Source organism: Mongoliitalea daihaiensis (genome assembly GCF_021596945.1).
GTDB classification, from domain to species: Bacteria; Bacteroidota; Bacteroidia; order Cytophagales; family Cyclobacteriaceae; genus Mongoliitalea; species Mongoliitalea daihaiensis.
Genome location: NZ_CP063779.1, coordinates 4,177,524 through 4,197,395, shown reverse-complemented (window position 1 = coordinate 4,197,395; position 19,872 = coordinate 4,177,524). Strand labels below are relative to the sequence as shown.

General features: G+C 38.9%; 15 protein-coding genes. 7 read left to right on the top strand and 8 right to left on the bottom strand.

Features of this window, described 5'->3' with window-relative positions:
- Positions 1–204: 204 nt before the first annotated feature.
- The 4 genes from IPZ59_RS17765 to rlmD all read right to left on the bottom strand — a co-directional run bounded on the left by IPZ59_RS17765 (position 205) and on the right by rlmD (position 5,703).
- Complete coding sequence (locus IPZ59_RS17765) at positions 205–945, bottom strand: LytR/AlgR family response regulator transcription factor (RefSeq protein ID WP_236137389.1); 741 nt, start codon at positions 943–945, stop codon at positions 205–207.
- The gene (locus tag IPZ59_RS17760) at positions 923–3,826 is read right to left on the bottom strand and encodes a sensor histidine kinase (protein WP_236137388.1); all 2,904 of its coding nucleotides are present in this window, start codon (positions 3,824–3,826) and stop codon (positions 923–925) included. Before IPZ59_RS17760 ends, IPZ59_RS17765 begins: the two co-directional genes overlap by 23 nt.
- A 96-nt stretch (positions 3,827–3,922) precedes the next feature.
- Positions 3,923–4,300: a hypothetical protein gene (locus tag IPZ59_RS17755; protein WP_236137387.1), complete on the bottom strand. Its 378-nt coding sequence runs from the start codon at positions 4,298–4,300 to the stop codon at positions 3,923–3,925.
- Complete coding sequence (rlmD, locus tag IPZ59_RS17750; protein ID WP_236137386.1) at positions 4,297–5,703, bottom strand: 23S rRNA (uracil(1939)-C(5))-methyltransferase RlmD; 1,407 nt, start codon at positions 5,701–5,703, stop codon at positions 4,297–4,299. The genes IPZ59_RS17755 and rlmD overlap by 4 nt, the downstream gene beginning before the upstream one ends.
- Positions 5,704–5,816: 113 nt before the next feature.
- Here rlmD and IPZ59_RS17745 point away from each other — a divergent pair, with 113 nt between their 5' ends.
- Together IPZ59_RS17745 and IPZ59_RS17740 are read left to right on the top strand one after the other, a co-directional pair.
- Positions 5,817–6,629 carry an SDR family oxidoreductase gene (locus tag IPZ59_RS17745; protein ID WP_236137385.1) on the top strand — a complete coding sequence of 271 codons (813 nt, stop codon included), beginning with the start codon at positions 5,817–5,819 and terminating at the stop codon, positions 6,627–6,629.
- Between the two features lie 5 nt (positions 6,630–6,634).
- A complete protein-coding gene (locus IPZ59_RS17740) occupies positions 6,635–10,576 on the top strand; it encodes an AAA domain-containing protein (protein WP_236137384.1) in 3,942 nt (1,313 codons plus the stop codon).
- Here IPZ59_RS17740 and IPZ59_RS17735 read toward each other — a convergent pair.
- The 4 genes from IPZ59_RS17735 to recQ all read right to left on the bottom strand — a co-directional run bounded on the left by IPZ59_RS17735 (position 10,557) and on the right by recQ (position 15,987).
- Positions 10,557–11,033, bottom strand: a complete 477-nt coding sequence (locus IPZ59_RS17735) for a gliding motility lipoprotein GldH (protein WP_236137383.1) — start codon at positions 11,031–11,033, stop codon at positions 10,557–10,559. The genes IPZ59_RS17740 and IPZ59_RS17735 overlap by 20 nt on opposite strands.
- Entirely contained in the window at positions 11,020–12,363 is a 1,344-nt protein-coding gene (ricT, locus tag IPZ59_RS17730) for a regulatory iron-sulfur-containing complex subunit RicT (RefSeq protein WP_236137382.1), read from the bottom strand. Before ricT ends, IPZ59_RS17735 begins: the two co-directional genes overlap by 14 nt.
- Positions 12,364–12,496: 133 nt before the next feature.
- A complete protein-coding gene (purD, locus tag IPZ59_RS17725) occupies positions 12,497–13,792 on the bottom strand; it encodes a phosphoribosylamine--glycine ligase (protein ID WP_236137381.1) in 1,296 nt (431 codons plus the stop codon).
- A 14-nt stretch (positions 13,793–13,806) separates the two neighbouring features.
- Positions 13,807–15,987 carry a DNA helicase RecQ gene (recQ, locus tag IPZ59_RS17720; protein ID WP_236137380.1) on the bottom strand — a complete coding sequence of 727 codons (2,181 nt, stop codon included), beginning with the start codon at positions 15,985–15,987 and terminating at the stop codon, positions 13,807–13,809.
- Positions 15,988–16,295: 308 nt separating this feature from the next.
- Here recQ and IPZ59_RS17715 point away from each other — a divergent pair, with 308 nt between their 5' ends.
- The 5 genes from IPZ59_RS17715 (at position 16,296) to IPZ59_RS17695 (ending at position 19,842) form a co-directional block, all read left to right on the top strand.
- A complete protein-coding gene (locus IPZ59_RS17715) occupies positions 16,296–17,369 on the top strand; it encodes a mannose-1-phosphate guanylyltransferase (protein ID WP_236137379.1) in 1,074 nt (357 codons plus the stop codon).
- Entirely contained in the window at positions 17,362–17,712 is a 351-nt protein-coding gene (locus tag IPZ59_RS17710) for a nucleotide pyrophosphohydrolase (RefSeq protein ID WP_236137378.1), read from the top strand. Before IPZ59_RS17715 ends, IPZ59_RS17710 begins: the two co-directional genes overlap by 8 nt.
- 38 nt (positions 17,713–17,750) lie before the next feature.
- Positions 17,751–18,302, top strand: coding sequence for a hypothetical protein (locus IPZ59_RS17705; RefSeq protein ID WP_236137377.1), 552 nt, complete (start codon positions 17,751–17,753; stop codon positions 18,300–18,302).
- A complete protein-coding gene (locus IPZ59_RS17700; protein ID WP_236137376.1) occupies positions 18,299–18,433 on the top strand; it encodes a DUF2256 domain-containing protein in 135 nt (44 codons plus the stop codon). Before IPZ59_RS17705 ends, IPZ59_RS17700 begins: the two co-directional genes overlap by 4 nt.
- Positions 18,434–18,759: 326 nt before the next feature.
- Positions 18,760–19,842 carry a serine hydrolase domain-containing protein gene (locus IPZ59_RS17695; RefSeq protein ID WP_236137375.1) on the top strand — a complete coding sequence of 361 codons (1,083 nt, stop codon included), beginning with the start codon at positions 18,760–18,762 and terminating at the stop codon, positions 19,840–19,842.
- Positions 19,843–19,872 lie beyond the last annotated feature (30 nt).

Sequence of the window (19,872 nt, the reverse complement as noted above, 5' to 3'; positions counted from 1 at the left end):
ACTAGGAGCGAGATTCGATAGATTAAAATTTAGAGGCATAAGATAAGAATCAAAAAATTTCAGGAAGGAAAAAAAACATCGAGAAGTTAGAAACCAAGAAACTTTTCCAAAGTTCTGAACTTTGGAAAAGTTAGTTTGACATACGAATGTTCACTACTCATTCTTAAGCATTGTTTACTATCTCTTGCTCATTGTCCACTCCTCTTACAGTTTTTGATCTCCGAATAGGGCAAGTAGTTCGCTTTTTTTCTCTTGCGAGATTGAAAGTAGTTCACCAGTACTCATGACCACACCACCGCCATCTTCTTTAGTTATTTTTTTGATATGGTCCAGATTGATGATATGACTCCTATGGATCCGCATAAAGCTTCCAAGCTCCAAGAGTTTTTCATACTCTAAGAGACGTTTAGAAACAATTACTTTTTCGTTATCGCTGAGGAAAAAATGTGTATAAGAACCATCTGCTTTGAGGTAAATAATATCATCTAATTTTAAAAAAAGGAGTCCTTCACCTGTTTGAAGTGTGATTTTTTGAGGTTTATGATGCTTTAAGTTTTCTTGTAATACCTGTAAGGCTTCCTGCTGAGGACTACTAATTTTTGATAATGCCCGTTCCAATGCATTTTTTTGAATAGGTTTAAGCAAGTAGTCAACTGCCGAGAGTTCAAATGCTTTCAGTGCAAACTCTTCGTAAGCAGTTACAAAAATAATTTTGGACTTTAGTTGTTGAACATTAAAAAAATCTAATATTTCCAAGCCCGAATAGCCAGGCATTTCAATGTCCAAAAAGATAATATCTGGTTTTTGCTGATGTATGAGCTTGATCGCATCTGGGAGATTTTTAGCCTCTCCTTTGATATGTATTTTTGGGAAGTAAGTTTCCAACATGCCACGAAGGGACAATCGTGCTATTGGTTCATCATCAACTAGTATGGCTGTATTCATAGGTGAATGGTAATCTGAGGGTGACTCTGGTGCCGATTCCTGCTCCCTGTTCATTGATCAGGTCTTCTATGGAACAAGTAATCGGATCAGCTAAACTTTGGTTGAGTAAGTTAACTCTGGTTTCAATTGCTTTGGTAGCAAATGCTTGGTGACTATTTCGCTTACTGTTAATTTCTGTCGAGGTTTTTCTTCCTACGCCATTATCTTCTATGGTAATTTTTACATGCTTTTCATCTTCATCCATTCCAAAGGTAAGGCTTAACTTTCTTTCTCCTATTTGGTGTAGAAGCCCATGTTTGATCGCATTTTCTACAAACGGCTGAACAATCAAAGAAGGAATTTGAATACTGTTTTTATCTAAATGGTGATCGATCTCCAAAATATATTGAAAATCTTCTTCAAATCTTCTTTTTTCGATAGAAATATATAAATCAATCAGCTGAATCTCTTCTTCTAAACGCACAAATTGTTTATCAGATTGCTGTAATACTTTGCGCATTAGGTTAGAAAATTCCCCTAAGTACTCAGCAGCATCCGCTTTTTTATTTGCAAAAATTAAGCCTTGTACAGCATTGATCACATTAAATAAAAAGTGAGGATTCATCTGACTGCGCAAGGCTGTTAGTTGAGATTGCAATAATTTGGATTTGATGGTTTCTTTTTCTTGGAGCCTTTTACTATAATTTACTACATAAGCCACAGATCCTAGAATTATGAGGAAGACTACAAGAACCATAAACCACCATGTTTTCCAAAAAGGGGTTTCAACTACAAAATTAACAAGAATAGAAGTTGATATATTTCCCCCAATCACTGCGCGTACTTCCAACTGATAATTACCTGGATTTAATCCTGCAAAGAAAATAGATTGTTGGCCTCTTCCGATTGTTTGCCAGTTATCTTGATTGGAATTGATTCTAAACTGTAGATTGTATGCTCCCATACTTTTAAAGTGAAGTACATCAAATTGAAGTTCTAGGTTTTCTATATCATATGGGAGTTTTTCGTCCAGTGAAATGATTCCATTCGTAGAATTCACTTGTTGTAAATAAATTAATGGTTCAGGGAATTGAATTGACTCCTTTATGTTCGTCCAAAGCAATCCCTCCGAGGTAGCCAACCATAATTTATCTTCTGAGAGAAGTAGATCATTGATATTGATTCCCTTAAACATAAAGGATATGGGTAGTAACTGCATGTTTTTAGAAGGTATATGGTATTTATACAGTTGATTTCCGCCAATAAAGTAGATGTTTTCATCTTTATAAATGACTTTTTTGACAGGAGATGCAGCTTCTTCAAAAATAACTGAGACTGCTTCCTCAATGGTTTCTCCTCTTAAGGCAATAAGTCCTTTTTGTTGAGTTCCAATCCAAATTGTTCCATTAGCATCCTCTGTCATACTATTCACAATTAAGGGGGAGGAGTCTGAAATTGAAATGGCTGACATAGTCCCATCTTTAGAAAAAGCAAACAACCCTTCTGATGAACCAATATAATACCGTTGGTATTTTTTTGAGAAATAGGCTGATTTCGCTCTTTTATCGACTAAATCATAGTAGGGAATAGCAGTTGTGGAAAAGATTGTTAATGGTAGTGAGTTGTTAAAACTTACGCTGGGAATGCTAGTGAGATCATTAGCGATGAGACCTGAACTTACTGAGGTAGCGATCAGAAAATTCCCAGCATCATCGGGCATCATTTTTTTTGAAAAGTAGATTTCTTTACTTTTTTTACCCAATGGATAATCAAAATAGCCTTGGGTATAGAACACTTTGCCTTTAAGCTCATCAAAATAAATAAACTCGACCTCATTTTGAAGTTCAGAGCTATAAGTTTGTATGATTCTTCCTTCACTTGTTACTCTGAAAATATTTCCTTTGTTATTTCCAGCTAGAATTTTCTGGTCATTGGTTAAAGCAAGAGATAAAATATTGTTACGTGTAGTTTCTCTAAAATTGATCAATTCTGTAGTGTATAAGGGAGCATTGGCAATAAAAAATAGGCCATCATCCAAAGTGCTTATCCAGAGGTTTCCCTCCCTATCTACAATGACATCGGAGACTCGTTTACCTTCAAGAATGGAGTGAGTGATGGTGTTTTTTTCAACATCAATACCAAATAATCCTTTGTTGGTACAGATATACAAAGCATCATTTATTTCTCTGAAAAAGTAGAGATAGGTACCTTCAGGTAATCTAGATTTATCAATCATTTTTCCAGAAGTCATTTGAAAAATTTCGCCCTCAAAAGACCTATTTAGGCCATATGGATTTCCTTTGAAAAAAGTGAATTCTAAAACTTTAGATCCTTTTGGACTGCTAAAACTTGAGCTCCCATTACTGTCAAATATAGTCTTGAAATTATTGAAGAAAACATCCTTATTATATTTCTGCAGGGAAAAAAAAGTATTTTCTGGTCCTTGGCTTTTTAAAATAAAACGAGGGTTGAACGTATTCAAATCTATACTAATCAGGGTATTGTCCAAAGCAGCAAACAAAGAGTCTGATTGAATGGTGAATTTTTTCAGACCTCCTAATGGCTTGATTAGATCTTGTATTTCAGGAATCAGGCGTAGGGCTCCGTTTTCTTCCTTAAAAATTTGATTGGCGAAATTTTTTACCCAAATAACCCCTGATTCGTCATGAAATAAATTATCAAAGTTATTATCCCATGACTCCGGTGTAGGTAGTTTTGAAAAGCTTTGTCCATTGTATTTGTAAACACCGATATCTGTACCTAAATAAAGGTAGCCTTTAGGGTCTTGATGGATATCATAAATGGTTTGCGTAGGCAGACCTTCCAAAAAGCTTAAAGGTCGAATAAAACGCTCCTGCGCCAACAATGAAGAGTGCTTGGAAGATGTTATTGTTAAAAGCACTAAGAGCAGTAGTGTGCAGACTGCTCTCAGATTTAGCGCGTGTAGTTGTAGTATCAATGGCGATGAATATAAATTGATTGCCAAGATAATGAGAAATCAATCTTCTGGAAAAGGTATAAATACAAAAGATGTGAATTGACCATCAATCACAAACAAACAGCAAAACTCATCCGGATTTTTATAATTACTCTTGAACTCCTCAAATAGCTCCTCGGCAATTAGCTTGCGTTGTATAAATTCATCTGCATAGGTAATGTAATAATTCCAATCTAGATCTTTTTCTTTTTTCCCTAAGAATAATTGACCTATTGGCTGCTCTTCCTTGGAAATAGGAAAAATGGGAAATTCTGAAAATTTTCGGCTTCTGACTTGGTAAGAAGCTTCTTTTAAAAGGTCTGAAACTTTTACAAAGTCCTTGGTGATGGTTCCCAAATACTTACCACTTAATTCTGGATCATTGAAATCTGATATCATGATTTTAAAGTTAAGCGTACAACATTTTCAACATGATAGGTTTGTGGAAACATGTCCACGGGCTGTATTTTATCCACTGTGTACTTTTCCGTCAATAATGCTACGTCACGTGCCTGAGTGGCAGGATTGCAGGAAACATACACAATTTTTGGAGCCTCCAATTTCAGCAACATGTTGACCACATCCTCATGCATACCCGCTCTTGGAGGGTCCGTAATGATAACATCTGGTTTGGCATGTTTGGCGATGAAATCATCCGTCAACATATCCTTCATATCCCCTGCATAAAACAAGGTGTTATCTAGGCCGTTGACTTGTGCATTTAACTTTGCATCGACTATCGCTGCTTCCACATATTCAATTCCGATCACTTGCTTTGCTTGCTTAGCCACGAAATTAGCAATAGTACCTGTGCCAGTATATAAGTCGTAGACAATTTCATCTCCATTTAGCTCTGCAAAGTCCCGAGTTACCTTGTACAATTCATACGCTTGGGCAGAGTTGGTTTGATAAAATGATTTAGGGCCGATTCTAAATTTTAAGCCTTCCATTTCTTCCTCAATGAAATCTTTGCCTGAAAAGGTAATGACATCTAAGTCATGAAAAGTTTCATTTTTCTTCAAATTGACGATGTAAAGCAACGAAGTGATGGAAGGAAATTTTTCTTGTAGGAAATTCATAACCAGTTGAATTGGCCCAGCTTCATTTGCCCCAAATTGAACAATCACCATGGTTTCACCTGTGCTGCTGCTACGGATGATCAGGTTGCGCAGTAGTCCTTCTTGCTTACGGATGTCATAGAAAGAAAGCTGATGGGTACGTGCAAAATCCCTTAACTGATTTCTAACCTCATTTGAGATTCCACCTTGCAAGTAACAGTGTTCGATATCAATGATCTTGTCAAACATCTTAGGAATGTGAAAGCCTAAGGCATTTCGCTCAAAATCTTCCCCTGAGTTGATTTCTTCTCGCGTCAACCATCGATTATTTGAAAACGTAAAATCAAGCTTATTTCTGTAATATTGAGTGTGTGCAGAACCAATAATTGGTTTTACTTCCGGAATTTCTATTTTTCCAATTCGAGTAAATTGGTCTACTACTTGTTGTCTCTTATATGTTTGTTGTAAGTCATAATTGATATGTTGCCACTTACAACCACCACAGGTTCCAAAATGGCTGCAAAAAGCATTTACCCGATCTTTGGAATATTCGTGAAAATGAATGGCTTCACCTTCCAAGAATGAGCTTTTTCCTCTCGTGACACGTATATCCACCACATCCCCAGGAGCTACATTTTGAACAAAAACAACCTTTCCTTCATGGTGTCCCACACATTTTCCTTCCGCTGCGATTCGTTCGATCAATAGATTGGTAACAATCTTATTTTTCATTTTTCTAGACATGGCCGCAAAATTAATCAAAAAATCTGCGCTAACCTTATCCTTTCAGGGTTGGTTAAAAGATTTAGTGGCTTAGACACAGTAGTTTTTTTATCTTTGAATCTTAATCACATCATATGCAGTGGAATAATCGAGTAGTCTTAGTGACCGGTGCTACTTCAGGGATAGGGGAAGCCTGCGCCACTAGGTTTGGTCTAGCAGGTGCAAACGTAGTCATAACAGGCCGTTCACAAGAAAAATTAGATGCGACTCTTAGTAAATTGAAAGGGAAGGGCATACAGGTAGCGGCAGTCTTAGCAGATGCCGGCAGCAAAACCGATAATCAACGAATGGTGCAGGAAGCCATGCAAGCATTTGGAAGAATCGATGTGTTGATTGCCAATGCGGGTATTTCTATGCGGGCTTTATTTGAGGAAATGGACTTAGAGGTTTTTGAAAAAGTCATGGATACGAATTTTTGGGGGACAGTGTATGCTACCAAATACTGCTTACCGGAAATTCTGAAGAACAAGGGAAGTATCATAGGAATTTCTTCTATCAATGGCTACCGAGGAACACCTGCCCGAACAGCATATACTGCTAGTAAGTATGCAATGAATGGGTTTTTTGAATCTCTGCGTACCGAAGTAATGAAAAAAGGAGTCCATGTATTAGTTGCTTGTCCTGGATTTACAGCGTCCAATATCCGTAATAACGCCTTGACAGCGGACGGGTCTGTGCAAGGGGAGTCTCCACGAGATGAAGGCAGTATGATGACTTCTGAGGAAGTAGCGGATGCGATATTCAAGGCCACTATCCGCAAAAAAAGAGACTTGGTTTTAACGGGAGAAGGAAAATTAGCTGTATTTTTAAACAAATGGATTCCTGGAATCATGGATGGAATCGTGTATAATAAAATGGCTAAGGAGAAAGATTCTCCCTTTCAATAGCAGGTATGCTACAAGAGATTTTTCAGGTATATGCGGATCGTTTGTTGGACCTTTCCAGCCGAAACAGATTGATTTATCAATCCCAACTGCTGGAGAATCAACAGGTAGATGTTCATGCCTTAGATTTTTTAGATGGGGAATCATCCTTTGCTATCGTATCCCAATTGTTGGGAAAACGAAAGAAAGTGGCACTTGTCAAACAGTTGGATACCCGAAATCAGACTGGTAATCAGCAGTCATTGAAATTAAAACGCTTGGCTCAAGCAGCTGCTTTTACCGAAAAAGAAAGCGGAGAAAAAAGCTTATACCTCGCTTGGCCCTATGTAGAAGGCAAATTGCTGAACGGTCAGTTGGTAAGGGCTCCTTTGTTATTGCTTCCGGTAGAATTGAATTCTGAAAACAAACGCTGGGTCTTGAATGTGACAGGGGATGCTGAACTAATGCTCAACACTTCCTTTTTTTTAGCTTATCAGCAAGCTTCTGGATTAGTGTTGAATTTAGACTGGATCAAGCAGCTTGAGCTCCCGGAATCCTACACTGACCTTCAAGAATTTATCAATCAACTGTATGCAGTCCTGAAAGATAGAGTAGAGATAAACTTCACGAATACTATTTACGAACAAAATATACATTCCTTTCCTACTTCGGGGAAGTTCTTAGATCAGGAACGTTTACAATTGGGTAAACTGAGTATCAAGCCCTATGCGGTATTGTCACAGTTTCAAACCAAAACAAGTGCCATGCTCGCAGACTATCAGCAGTTGATGCAGGAGCAGCAAGAGGGGACTTTGGATGATTTTTTTTCCAATCGATTTTTTCCTCCAAAGCATGCAACGGCGCCTCGGGAAGAGAATCTATATACCATATTCCCATTAGATGGATCTCAGGAAAAGGTCATTCAAGCAGTGAGGCAGGGGAGAAGTTGTGTGGTAGAAGGACCTCCGGGATCTGGGAAATCTCAATTGATCAGTAATCTCGCCATGGATTTTATGGCAAGGGGAAAGCGTGTCTTGATAGTCTCCCAAAAGCGCACTGCCTTGGATGTAGTAGCACAGCGCCTGGCAGCAAAAGGATTTGGAGAATTTCTAGCTTTGGTCCACGATTACCGAACAGATCGAAAACAACTCTTTCAACAACTCCTTCAACAGGTCGAAAAACTCGAGGAGTTCAAAAAACAAAACAGTAGTTTAGATGCGATTCAACTCGAGCGGAATTATGCACAGATTTGCAGAAAAATCGATGTCTTGAATGAGTTTTTTGAGTCCTACAAAAAGGCACTTTTTAATACCGAAGAGTGTGGGCTTCCTATTAAGGAACTCTATCTATCATCTTCTTTGAATCGCCCCTATATTCCACTGACCAATCATTTCCGAAAGATTGAATATGCCAGATTAGATGGGTTTCAACGGGACTTTAAGCAGTATTGGTACTTTTCTCAAAAGTTTGCGAAGACGGATTCTTTTTGGTTGCATCGGGTGGATTTTTCTAGTTTTTCTGTATTAGTGCAGCAGCGCATGCAAGAGGCTTTGAAGGAAATACGTCAGACAAAACTTGATTTTCAAGATTTATTTAGCTATTCCCCTATTTTTCGGATTACCCATTTATTTGGATTGGTCCACCAAAAAGAGGCCATGCAACTAGTGAGTAAGTATTTGAATCATGAGGGAATAGATTCATTCTTGCATGCTTTCAAGGATGTCAATTCTGATGAAATTGATTTCCCATGGTTGGAGCAAAAATTCGATATTGTCAAAGGCTTATTCAGTGATGAAGGTATAGAATGGGCAGTGACAGACGAAGAATTACCGGAATTGATGCACTTAGCATTAGATTTTGCCAATACCACCCAAGCCTGGTGGACCTCACATAAACTACCTTGGAATCAAAAGAAGTACAAAAAAATTGTAATGCTGATGGAGGTAAATCAGCTTCCTGTCAATGAGCAAGGTGTGGCAACACTGATCAAAAGACTTGAAAACCGACTCAACCTCAATCATCAGTTTACCTTACTGTCCGGCAAAGCATGGTTGCTGCTTCCTGACAAGCCCTTTGATTTTGCCGAATTCAACCACTTTGCAAGTTTGACTGTCCAAGCTTTGAAAGGCAAGATACAGTTGGAGCAAATGGGGGAATTAGGTCTCTTCATCCAATCACTGGCCGGTAAGGAAAAAACTTTGCCTTCGGTTATTCAATCCCTTATGCGGGAATTTGATTCCTTGGAGCATAAACTCCAATCTTGGAAACATTACTTCAGCACTGTTCAAATCAATCATTTAATGGATTACCCCATCGGGGAAGGATTGCTTCAAGTGGCGGAGGAATTGCCCTTGATTTTTGATGAACTGATCAGTTTTGATAAGTTGCTGCATACGTTGGATTCTGATGAGATCCAATTGATGGAGTTGATGCAGGATACTTACGGAGAGCAATCCTTGGAAGACTTGCAAGAAGCCTTTTTGAATGGGTGGAAACTGGCATGGATAGAGCACATTGAGCAAAAGTATCCTGTATTGCAAACTTCGGCTACTCCCCAAATGCATCATAAACAAGAGGAATTGATGGAAGCTGTTGTGGCAAAATGGACTTTAGCATCTTCCATTGCACAGGTCCGATTAAAAGAACAGATCTATCAAGGACTTGAGTTTAATCGATTGGGCAATCTGTTGACCTACCGGGATTTGAAACATCAGGTCAGCAAGCAAAAAAGGATCTGGCCCATCAAGCAAGTAATCGATAGTTTTGAGTCAGAGATTTTTCGCTTGGTCCCTTGTTGGTTGGCCTCTCCAGAGACAGTTTCTGCGATTTTCCCTTGTCATGATTATTTTGATTTGGTGATTTTTGATGAGGCCTCTCAGTGTTTTGCTGAAAAAGGTATTCCCGCTATGCTTCGCGGTAAACAGGTTGTAGTAGCGGGAGACAGTCAGCAGCTAAGGCCTACTGATTTGTACCAAGCACGGTTGACGGTAGAAGAGGAGGAAATAGCCTTGGAAGTGGAGTCCTTATTGGATTTGGTAAGCCTGTACTTTGAGAAATACTGGCTTCAGGGACACTATCGAAGTGAACATTTACCGCTGATACACTTTTCCAATCAGCATTTTTACGACAATAAGTTGGAAATGCTTCCAACCCTTGCATCGGTCAATTATCCATCGCAGGTTATTTATCACCACCATGTAGATGGAGTGTGGCAAAAACAAACCAATCATGCAGAGGCTGAGAAGGTCGTAAATTTACTTCAGGAAATTCAACAAAAAGAAGGTGATTCTGGAAGCATCGGAATTATCGTATTCAATGTGTATCAACTAGAATTAGTGGAAGAATTGCTCTTCAAAGCAGAAAGGGTTTCCTTAGCTCAGGTGGTGGTCAAAACCATTGAACATGTGCAAGGAGATGAGTATGACTATGTGATTTTAGCCTTGGGCTATGCCCGAAATCCACAAGGAAAATTGATTGCTAATTTTGGTCTGCTTTCCAAGCAAGGAGGAAGGCAACGCCTAAATGTTGCCATTAGTCGCGCTAGAAAACAAATGCATTTGGTAAGTAGCATTCGAAGCACAGATTTCTCTAAAAAACAACTGGAAAATCAAGGGATAGCACTCTTGAAAAGGTACATACAATTTATTGAGGAACAAAATGATGGATTACCCATTGATCGGAAAAGGCCGAAGGTCAGAGGGTTTAATTCATTCTGGCAGTTGCATTACCACTTGCAGCTTAGGTCAGGTTATCATCGTTTTGATGATTCTTCCTGGCTAGACCTTGTCGAAAAGCATGATTCAACGGTTATTCAGGCTTTGTTGACGGATGATGAACGCTTGTATGGAAGCGGATCTAGCAAAGAGCCTTTTGTATACCATCCCTTGGCTTTGCGTTCCAAGGGATGGCCTTATTCTTTTCATTACACTAGAGATTTTTGGATGAATAAAGCTAAGGAAGGGGAGGGGTAACCACTTTTAAACCAATAGCCTCTATTCCATTCAATGATTCCATACGCATGTATTGAATTAACTCAACAGAAGTAATTCCTGTAGTTACTTGTAAAGGTAAGGTGTCGTATTTGGTGAACGTATCTCCAAAACCTTTACCAAGAGGTTTCCCAGAAATTCTTTCAAATAAAGGGATATTAACCAACGTATTTTCAAGCACTTGTGCTGTGCTGTCTTTTAATATATACCTGACATACAGATTTCGAAAATCGTATGCATCCGTATATTTGACCGCAATCAACATTTCTCCATTTTGGGTGGTTGGATTTAGCTCAAACCTGACAGTATCCAGTTCTTCCCATTGAAGGGTTGGCATGCCTTGATAGGCTTCAAACAGCCGTTCACTTCCGCAGGAACTTAATCCTAGGATCAAGATGTAGGCTAATGCAAATTTGAGAGTTATTTTATTCGCCACCATTTTGATCTCCTTTTTTTCTTGGTGGAAATCTTCGTTTACTCTGGTTTTTTTGAGGTTGACCATCAGCAGCCTTCGGTTTAGATGGTTGATTGGAAGTAGCCTGATTTGGGGCTGCGGCTGAGCCTGGCTTTTGATCATCCCTAGTTCCTCTATTCCTAGGGTTTCTTCTTGGTTTTCCTTGTCTTGGTTCTCTAGTTCCTGTATTTTCTCTTTTTGGCTGATTCTCCCTTTCTTGATTACCTGTCGCTGTTGGTTTTCTGGTTTCTTGAGACTGAGGAGCTGGATTTGAAGTTTCTCTTCCTTCGGGGCCTTTCTTTTTACGTTTTTTCTTGCGTTTAGGAGCAGTGCTGAATTTCTTATCTAAGCGTTCCAATTCCATGGTAGACTTTTGGATTTGTTCTTCCAATTCCTTCGCATGGTCAGTCTGTAAATTGAAGGGAGTTTCTCCATTGGCATTCATCTCTTGGATTTCGCGTACGCGGTCACAGGCAATGGAATGCCAATTATTATCATCATTGTAGCTAAACCACATCAGTTTCCGGAAAATATCTGTCTTCTGGAGTTTAGCAATCCCAGCTTCTGTTTTCAGAGGTTTCTCTACCGAAGGGATATCTTCCAATGCGGACATATAGGTGTCCAATTCATAGTTAAGACAGCACTTCAATCTTCCACATTGGCCGGATAACTTGGTAGGGTTGAGGGAAAGATTCTGATAACGTGCAGCTGCTGTGCTCACACTTTTGAAATCGTGAATCCAGGTAGAGCAGCATAATTCCCTGCCGCAAATTCCAATACCCCCTAATCTGCCTGCTTCCTGACGTAAACTGATCTGACGCATTTCTACCCTGACCTTAAATTCCGAGGCCAAAAGCTTGATCAGTTCCCTGAAATCTACGCGATCGTCTGCTGAATAATAAAAGGTTGCCTTCGTATTGTCTGCCTGAAACTCCACATCAGAAAGCTTCATTTTCAGTCCCAATTCATCAATAATTTGCTTGGTGCGGTATAGGGTTGGGATTTCTCTGTTTTTAGTATCTTCCCATTTGTCCAAGTCTTTTTGGGAGGCTATTCTATAAATCTTTGTGATGTTATCATCATCCCTGATTTTCCTTTTTTGCATCTGAAGTCGGACAAGTTCACCTTGTAAGGAAACCCACCCTATATGGTATCCACTCGATACATCTACAACTACTGCATCACCTGTGGTCAAATGTAAGAGGTTGACATTGCGGTAATATTCTTTTCTACCACCTTTAAATTTAACCTCTACAATATCAAATTTATCTACAGTTGGTATTCCCATATGGGAAAGCCAATCAAAAGAATTCATTTTATTACAATCGCTCGTACCGCAACTACCGTTATTTTGGCACCCTCCCGCACTGGAGGTTCCGGTTGAGCAGCTACTACATCCTGCCATACTCGTTTTATACTAAGGGAGTCAATACTCCTCGTGAAATTGGTTATAAATAACTTTTTAAATCTTGTCCAATATCTTTTCTGTGATACTGATCCTTCCAGTCAATACCATTGACCGATTGATAGGCTCGTTCTAATGCTTGGTCTAAGGTATTACCTAATCCCGTTACTGCCAAAACTCTTCCGCCATTGGTTAGAATTTCTCCTTCCTTACCTTCACTTGTTCCCGAATGAAATACGATGGATTGTTCCAAGCTTTTCACTTCATTTAATCCGGATATCTCCAGTCCTTTATCGTAAGAACCTGGGTAGCCTCCTGCGACCATCACTACAGTTGCGGCAGTCTCAGTGGATATTTCCAACTGATATTCATCCAAATGCAAGGTGCCCATTGAAAATAAAAGATCTACAAAGTCACTTTTTATTCGGGGAAGGACTGCTTCTGTTTCCGGATCACCCATGCGAACATTATATTCGATCACGTATGGATCACCATTCATGTTCATCAAGCCGATAAATAAAAATCCTGTGTAAGGGATATTTTCCTGCTCAAGTCCTTTAATGGTAGGGATCACTACACGTTCTTCAACTTTTTTGAGAAAGCTTTGGTCTGCAAACGGAACGGGGCTGATTGCTCCCATTCCCCCCGTATTTAATCCAGTATCCTGTTCCCCAATACGCTTATAATCTTTTGCTTCGGGTAGAATCCGATAACTTGTAGCATCTGTAGCCACAAATACTGAAAGTTCAATACCCTGCAAAAACTGCTCGATTACGACCTTTGAAGAGGCGTCTCCAAACTTTGCATCTAGAAGCATTTCTTTCAAGGATGCAATGGCTTCCTCATGAGATTGACAGATCAATACACCTTTTCCTGCTGCAAGTCCATCCGCCTTTAAGACGATAGGAACACTTTGGGATTGAAGGTAAGTAATTCCTTCTTCCAGTGTTTGCTTTGTGAAAGTCTGTGAAGCAGCAGTTGGAATTCCATGTCTTTGCATAAATTTCTTGGAGAAATCTTTGGACCCCTCCAATTGAGCACCTTTTTGACTAGGCCCTATGACTGGAATGTGACCTACACTTGTGTGATTTTTAAAAAAATCCACAATGCCCTTCACCAAAGGTTCCTCAGGTCCAACCACTACCATATCAATACTTTTTTCTTGGCAGAATACAGCAATTCCTTCAAAGTCAGTAACTGAAATGGGTACATTTTCTGCGATGGAGGCTGTTCCAGCATTTCCGGGAGCTACATATAAGTGGCCACATCTTGGGCTGCTTGCAATTTTCCAAGCGAAGGCATGTTCTCTTCCTCCGCTACCTAAAAGCAATATATTCATGAATAAACTTCGGTTTAGTTGGCGTGGTCAGAAATAAATTTGATTCTGTAAACTCTGATTTCTTCCTCATCAATTTCCTCTTCCTCTAATTCTTCTAGTGCCACGCGTATATTGTCAGATTCGGCTGTCATGAAATATTCCTGAAGAATATCTTCTTTTTCTTCATCCATGATATGCTCGATGTAATAATTGATATTCAATTTGGTGCCACTGTAGATAATTTGCTCAATTTCTTGCAATAGCTCCGTCATTGAGATATTCAAATTGGAAGCAATCTCATCAAGATCAATTTTTCTATCCACTTGTTGAATGATAGAAATTTTTACTTTGGATCTGCTTCCAGAAGTTTTGACTACCACATCAGATGCTGTGATGATGTCATTTTCTTCTACATAATTTTCAATCAATTTAAGAAATGATACTCCAAATTTAGCGACTTTCCCCATTCCCACACCATTGATCTGTGCAAGTTCTTCTTTAGTGGTTGGGTATACAGTAGCCATTTCTTCCAAGGAAGGATCCTGGAAAATAACATAAGGAGGAAGTCCTTTTGCTTTAGCGACCTTTTTCCGTTCGGCCTTGAGCAATTCAAAAAGATTTTCATCGTAAGATTTTCCTGCGGTAGGCACATCTTCAAGAGATTCACTGTTGTTGATCTCGTCCTCGTAGTTATGATCTTTACTCAAGGTGACATCATACGGGGAATCCAAGTATTGACGCCCTTTTTCAGTGATTTTAATCAATCCGTAATTTTCAATATCCTTTTCTAGAAAGTTGAAATACATCGCCTGACGGACTACAGATTTCCATAAGCGCTCGTCCTCCTCTTTTCCTTTTCCAAAAACAGCTAATTGATCATGACCATAACTGACCATATAATCATTATGCTCTCCTCGAATGATATCGACTATGTGCTTGAGATTAAATCTACCATTGATGTCTTTTACAGCCTGCACCGCTGTTAATAAATAGTCAATTCCTTCAAATTTTTCTTTGCTCTTTTTACAGTTGTCACAAAAACCGCAGTCTTCTTCTACGATTTCCCCGAAATAATGTAATAGGACTCTTCTGCGGCAAACGGAGCTTTCTGCATAGGCAGCCATTTCATCGAGTAAAATTTTAGCATTTTCCCGTTCGGTGACTGGTTTGTCTTTATTAAATTTTTCAAGCTTGACGATGTCCTCATATTTGTAAAACATGAGGCAATGCCCCTCTAAACCATCTCTTCCAGCTCTACCAGTCTCCTGATAATATCCCTCAAGTGATTTTGGGACATCGTAGTGAATGACATAACGCACATCGGGTTTGTCAATACCCATACCAAAAGCGATGGTGGCAACAATTACATCCAATTCTTCATTGAGGAAATCATCTTGATTTTTGATCCGTACACTTTGATCTAGCCCTGCGTGATATGGAGCAGCATTGATGCCGTTAACCTTGAGTAATTCTGCTATTTCCTCAACTTTTTTTCTACTGAGACAATAGATGATTCCTGATTTTCCTTTATGGGTTTTGATATACTTGATGATCTGCTTCTTCGTCTCATTTTTGAGCTTGGGACGAATTTCATAATACAGATTGGTTCTGTTAAAAGAGGATTTAAAAAGATCAGCTTCTTCCATATGAAGGTTTCGCTGAATGTCTTGTTGCACTTTTGGGGTTGCTGTAGCCGTAAGTGCGATGATCGGGAGGTTAGCTCCTACTTGGGCAATGATGGATTTTATTTTTCTGTACTCTGGCCTAAAATCATGGCCCCATTCAGAAATACAGTGTGCTTCATCAATGGCAACAAAACTAATATTGGCTTCTTTTAGAAATTCAATATTTTCCTCTTTGGTAAGTGATTCAGGAGCTACATATAGCAGTTTTGTTTTACCCGAAATTACTTCTTTTTTGACCTTATTGGTCTCAGATTTATTGAGCGTAGAATTTAAAAAGTGAGCACTGATACCAAAGGCTGTCAGCTGATCCACTTGATTTTTCATCAAGGCAATTAAGGGAGATATAACAATAGCAGTTCCTTCCTTAGATACAGCGGGCAATTGGTAACACAGGGATTTTCCAGCTCCTGTAGGCATGATGACAAAAGTATTATGATTCTTCAGGATGTTATCTACAATTCCTTCTTGGTTTCCCCGAAACTGGCTGAAACCAAATATTTTTTTTAAATTATCTTTTACGATTTGATCCACAGTTATTTGAGAAGTTTAAATTCATGTTTAGGGCAAATGGGTAAATCCTAGGTGAAGTAAAATGGATAATTAACAATTGGATCTCCATTGCAAATATGAAGTTAAGAAAAAAATCTCAGATAGAGATGATATTTAGTAACAAAGAAAAATGAATATTTATTTACCTTTAATGGCTGATTTATCCCATTGAAGCGATATTTTACCAAATAAGGGACCGTTTATCAATTATTAAGTTAAAATTTAAGGAGTTCTGAAGATTCTTCGTAAATTTTAAAAAAATCCATCCTCAATAATCTGAATAAAAGTAAATGCTTGAAAAGCCTTATATTGTAATTATGGCAGGGGGGATAGGGTCAAGATTCTGGCCCTACAGCCGTCACAGACGACCCAAACAATTTTTAGATCTTCTGGGAACGGGAAGAACACTTCTGCAGATGACCTATGATAGGTTTATAAGCATTTCTCAACCTGATCATTTTTTTATAGTTGCCAACCAGCAACATTACGAACTTGTGAAGGAACAGTTACCGGATATTCCAGAATCCAATATATTGACAGAACCTTTGAGAAGGAATACAGCGACCTGCGTGGCTTATGCTTCGTATCGAATTGGCGCTCATCATCCGGAGGCAAAAATCATTGTGACACCATCTGATCATTTGATTTTGCATCAAGATAAATTCTTGGCAAAGATTCAGTTGGCTCTCCAAGCATCTGAGAATGAACATCGTCTTCTTACCATCGGAATTCGTCCTAATCGCCCCGAGACAGGATATGGGTACATCCAATATCATTTGGAAGCAAATTCTAAAGTGAAAAAAGTCAAGACTTTTACTGAAAAACCGAATGAAAAACTGGCGCAAACTTTTTTTGAAAGTGGTGATTTTGTTTGGAATTCGGGGATATTTGTATGGCAAGCTAAGAGCATCATCCATGCTTTTGAAACATACATGCCTGACGTAGCAGAGGTATTTGAGGAAGGACGGGAGTTTTACAAACGGGAAGAAGAAATCGCATTTACTAAAAAAGCATATACCCTAGTCAAAAATATTTCCATCGATCATGGGATTTTGGAAAAATCCGATCAAGTGTATACCGTATTAGGGGATTTTGGATGGTCTGATTTGGGTTCGTGGATGAGTTTGTATGAAAATCACCAACTGGATGCATCAGACAACTTGGTGGAGGCAAACGCACTATTGTATGATACTAAAAAGTCCTTTATCAAAGTAAGCCCGGAAAAATTGGTAGTTATACAAGGCTTAGAAAATTATTTGGTAACAGAATCTGACAATGTGTTGTTGATATGTCAGTTGGATCAAGAAAAAAAATTCCGAGAATTTATGAAAGATGCCAAAAACAAAGGAGAAGATTATGTCTGAGTTTGAAGAGGAAGAAATTACCATAACAAAAGCTCAAAAGTTGGTTGATGAATGGATTCGGACGGTTGGTGTTCGTTATTTCAACGAATTGACCAATACCGCGATTTTGATGGAGGAAGTAGGTGAGTTGGCACGGATCATGGCTCGTAAATATGGTGAGCAATCGTTTAAAGAATCGGATAAGGATAAAGACATGGCCGATGAGATGGCAGACGTACTATGGGTATTGATATGCTTAGCCAATCAGACGGGCGTAGACCTGACAGATGCATTGAAGAAAAATTTTGAAAAAAAGAACATCCGCGATAAGGATAGGCATCTCCAAAACAAAAAGTTAAGGTAGATCGTATTGGATAAGTATGCTTTATTGAAATTCTAAGAATGATGAAATACAAAATTCGCCTCAATTATTTACTAACATTTTTGTTGTTTGGCTTCTTCTCTTGTGAAACCAATAGTGATGAACCTCCTCGCTTTTTTTATGGTAATTACAATCTTCAGGCGATTACCATGAATCAAGAGCTAGACTTGAACAACGATGGGGTGAGTTCTACTAATTTTCTGGAGGAAGTGGAAGGAGTTTCGTTGGTAATAAATACACGGATGACATTGGTAGAGGAAGAAATTGATGAACTGTTTTTCCCCCTTTTTACTTCCAATATTCTTACGACGACTAACAACATCCCTATCATCCGGTTTGGAGCAGAGAATATCCGTTTGCTGGTTGAGTTTGATGAGGTTTCGGATACATTTGAAATAGTCAATGAGTCCGGTCAGTCTACAAATGCCAGTGAAAACATCCTTGGAATTACTCTTATTGACCAATTGACAGTGGAGATTGAAGTGGAGAAACCAGTATATAATTACGCAGTCAATGATTGGGTGGAGGTGTTGACTACCTACCGATTTGTAAGAGGAGGCTTCATGCCATGAAAAAGCAACATCTGCCCACCAAGATGTGCCCCGTCTGCAATCGACCGTTTACTTGGCGTAAGAAATGGGAGAAAAATTGGGAACATGTGAAATATTGTTCGAAGAAATGTGCGGGTAGTAGAAAGGTGTAGAGAGAGTTTAGAGACAAGAGAAATAAAAAATAGATAGAGATTATAGAACAAAAGAATCTTGGGCCGAATCGGTTTTAGATCTTAGAGGGAAATCGTTTAAAATTCCATACAGATGAGCTACGGTATTTTTTAGCTTGGATTAAGTTAGTTGTTTTTTTATTCACAAGGGGCAAAAAAAGTATTGCTTCATAAAAATCCTTAAGATCCTTAAGTCGTCGTTGAAAAATCTTATCGTCATATCCTGAAGTTTTTTAAGTGTAAAAAATGTGCTTCAACATATGAAAACGAATTACAATTCTTTACTCATTTTTTTCCTAAATTTAGACATGATTAAGTATTCTTACTGTCTGATTATCTTATTATTTATCTCTTGTAAGGAAAGTGAAAATCCAAGGGATAGAAACTTGTATTTTCCTCCCTTGGCTGGGTCAATTTGGGAAACTCAATCCCCTTCTTCCCTAGACTGGAATGAAAATGAATTAGAAGCATTATACAAGCTCTTGGAAACGGGAAATACCCGTGGATTTATTGTTTTGAAAGATGGGAAAATAGCGATTGAGAAGTACTTTGGTCCACAGTTGCTTGGTAATCAGCCATTTGGCCAAAGCTCAGTTTGGTACTGGGCCTCAGCGGGGAAAACGCTGACGGCGACACTTGCAGGCATTGCTCAACAAGAAGGTCTCTTGAATATCCATGCTCCCACTTCTACGTATCTTGGGAATGGCTGGACTTCGACCTCTCCGAGTCAGGAAAATGCCATCACTGTTTGGCATCAACTCACCATGACTACCGGCCTGGATGATGGTGTAAGTAATAGGGATAATACGAATCCAGAAAGTCTGAAATACTTTGCTGCCCCAGGAACAAGGTGGGCTTATCACAATGCACCGTATACCTTGTTGGAATGCGTGATTAGCAATGCGACAAATAGATCTTTTTCTGATTATTTTGACACTAAAATCGCCTCAAAAATCGGTATGGTTGGCTCTTGGCAAACGATCGATTTCAACAATGTCTATTTTAGTAATACAAGAAGTATGGCTAGATTTGGATTATTGATCCTAGCCAAAGGGAAATGGGGGAATCAAGAAGTCTTGAACGATCATGCATTCTTTGAACAAATGGTGAATACCAGCCAAACATTAAATCCCGCTTATGGCTATTTGTGGTGGCTCAATGGAAAAACTCCCTTTATGATTCCTAGCATACAATTACAGTTCAATGGAATTTTAATTCCTGATGCTCCTCATGACATGATAATTGCCGCAGGAAGAGATGGACAATTTGTCTGTCTCGTTCCATCCCAAAATCTTGTTTTAATCAGAACAGGGCTTGATTCTAACAATGCGTTGGTTTCTTTTACATACCTTAACCAAATCTGGACTGCGCTCAATAGGGTAATTAAGTAGGAATCTAATTCAGAAGTTGTCCACTGATGA

Bases quoted from the DNA above. Each gene is read 5' to 3' on its own strand.
- IPZ59_RS17765 (WP_236137389.1), bottom strand. From the start codon at position 945: ATGAATACAGCCATACTAGTTGATGATGAACCAATAGCACGATTGTCC.
- IPZ59_RS17755 (WP_236137387.1), bottom strand. From the start codon at position 4,300: ATGATATCAGATTTCAATGATCCAGAATTAAGTGGTAAGTATTTGGGA.
- rlmD (WP_236137386.1), bottom strand. From the start codon at position 5,703: ATGTCTAGAAAAATGAAAAATAAGATTGTTACCAATCTATTGATCGAA.
- IPZ59_RS17745 (WP_236137385.1), top strand. From the start codon at position 5,817: ATGCAGTGGAATAATCGAGTAGTCTTAGTGACCGGTGCTACTTCAGGG.
- IPZ59_RS17740 (WP_236137384.1), top strand. From the start codon at position 6,635: ATGCTACAAGAGATTTTTCAGGTATATGCGGATCGTTTGTTGGACCTT.
- IPZ59_RS17735 (WP_236137383.1), bottom strand. From the start codon at position 11,033: ATGGTGGCGAATAAAATAACTCTCAAATTTGCATTAGCCTACATCTTG.
- ricT (WP_236137382.1), bottom strand. From the start codon at position 12,363: ATGAATTCTTTTGATTGGCTTTCCCATATGGGAATACCAACTGTAGAT.
- purD (WP_236137381.1), bottom strand. From the start codon at position 13,792: ATGAATATATTGCTTTTAGGTAGCGGAGGAAGAGAACATGCCTTCGCT.
- IPZ59_RS17715 (WP_236137379.1), top strand. From the start codon at position 16,296: ATGCTTGAAAAGCCTTATATTGTAATTATGGCAGGGGGGATAGGGTCA.
- IPZ59_RS17710 (WP_236137378.1), top strand. From the start codon at position 17,362: ATGTCTGAGTTTGAAGAGGAAGAAATTACCATAACAAAAGCTCAAAAG.
- IPZ59_RS17705 (WP_236137377.1), top strand. From the start codon at position 17,751: ATGATGAAATACAAAATTCGCCTCAATTATTTACTAACATTTTTGTTG.
- IPZ59_RS17700 (WP_236137376.1), top strand. From the start codon at position 18,299: ATGAAAAAGCAACATCTGCCCACCAAGATGTGCCCCGTCTGCAATCGA.
- IPZ59_RS17695 (WP_236137375.1), top strand. From the start codon at position 18,760: ATGATTAAGTATTCTTACTGTCTGATTATCTTATTATTTATCTCTTGT.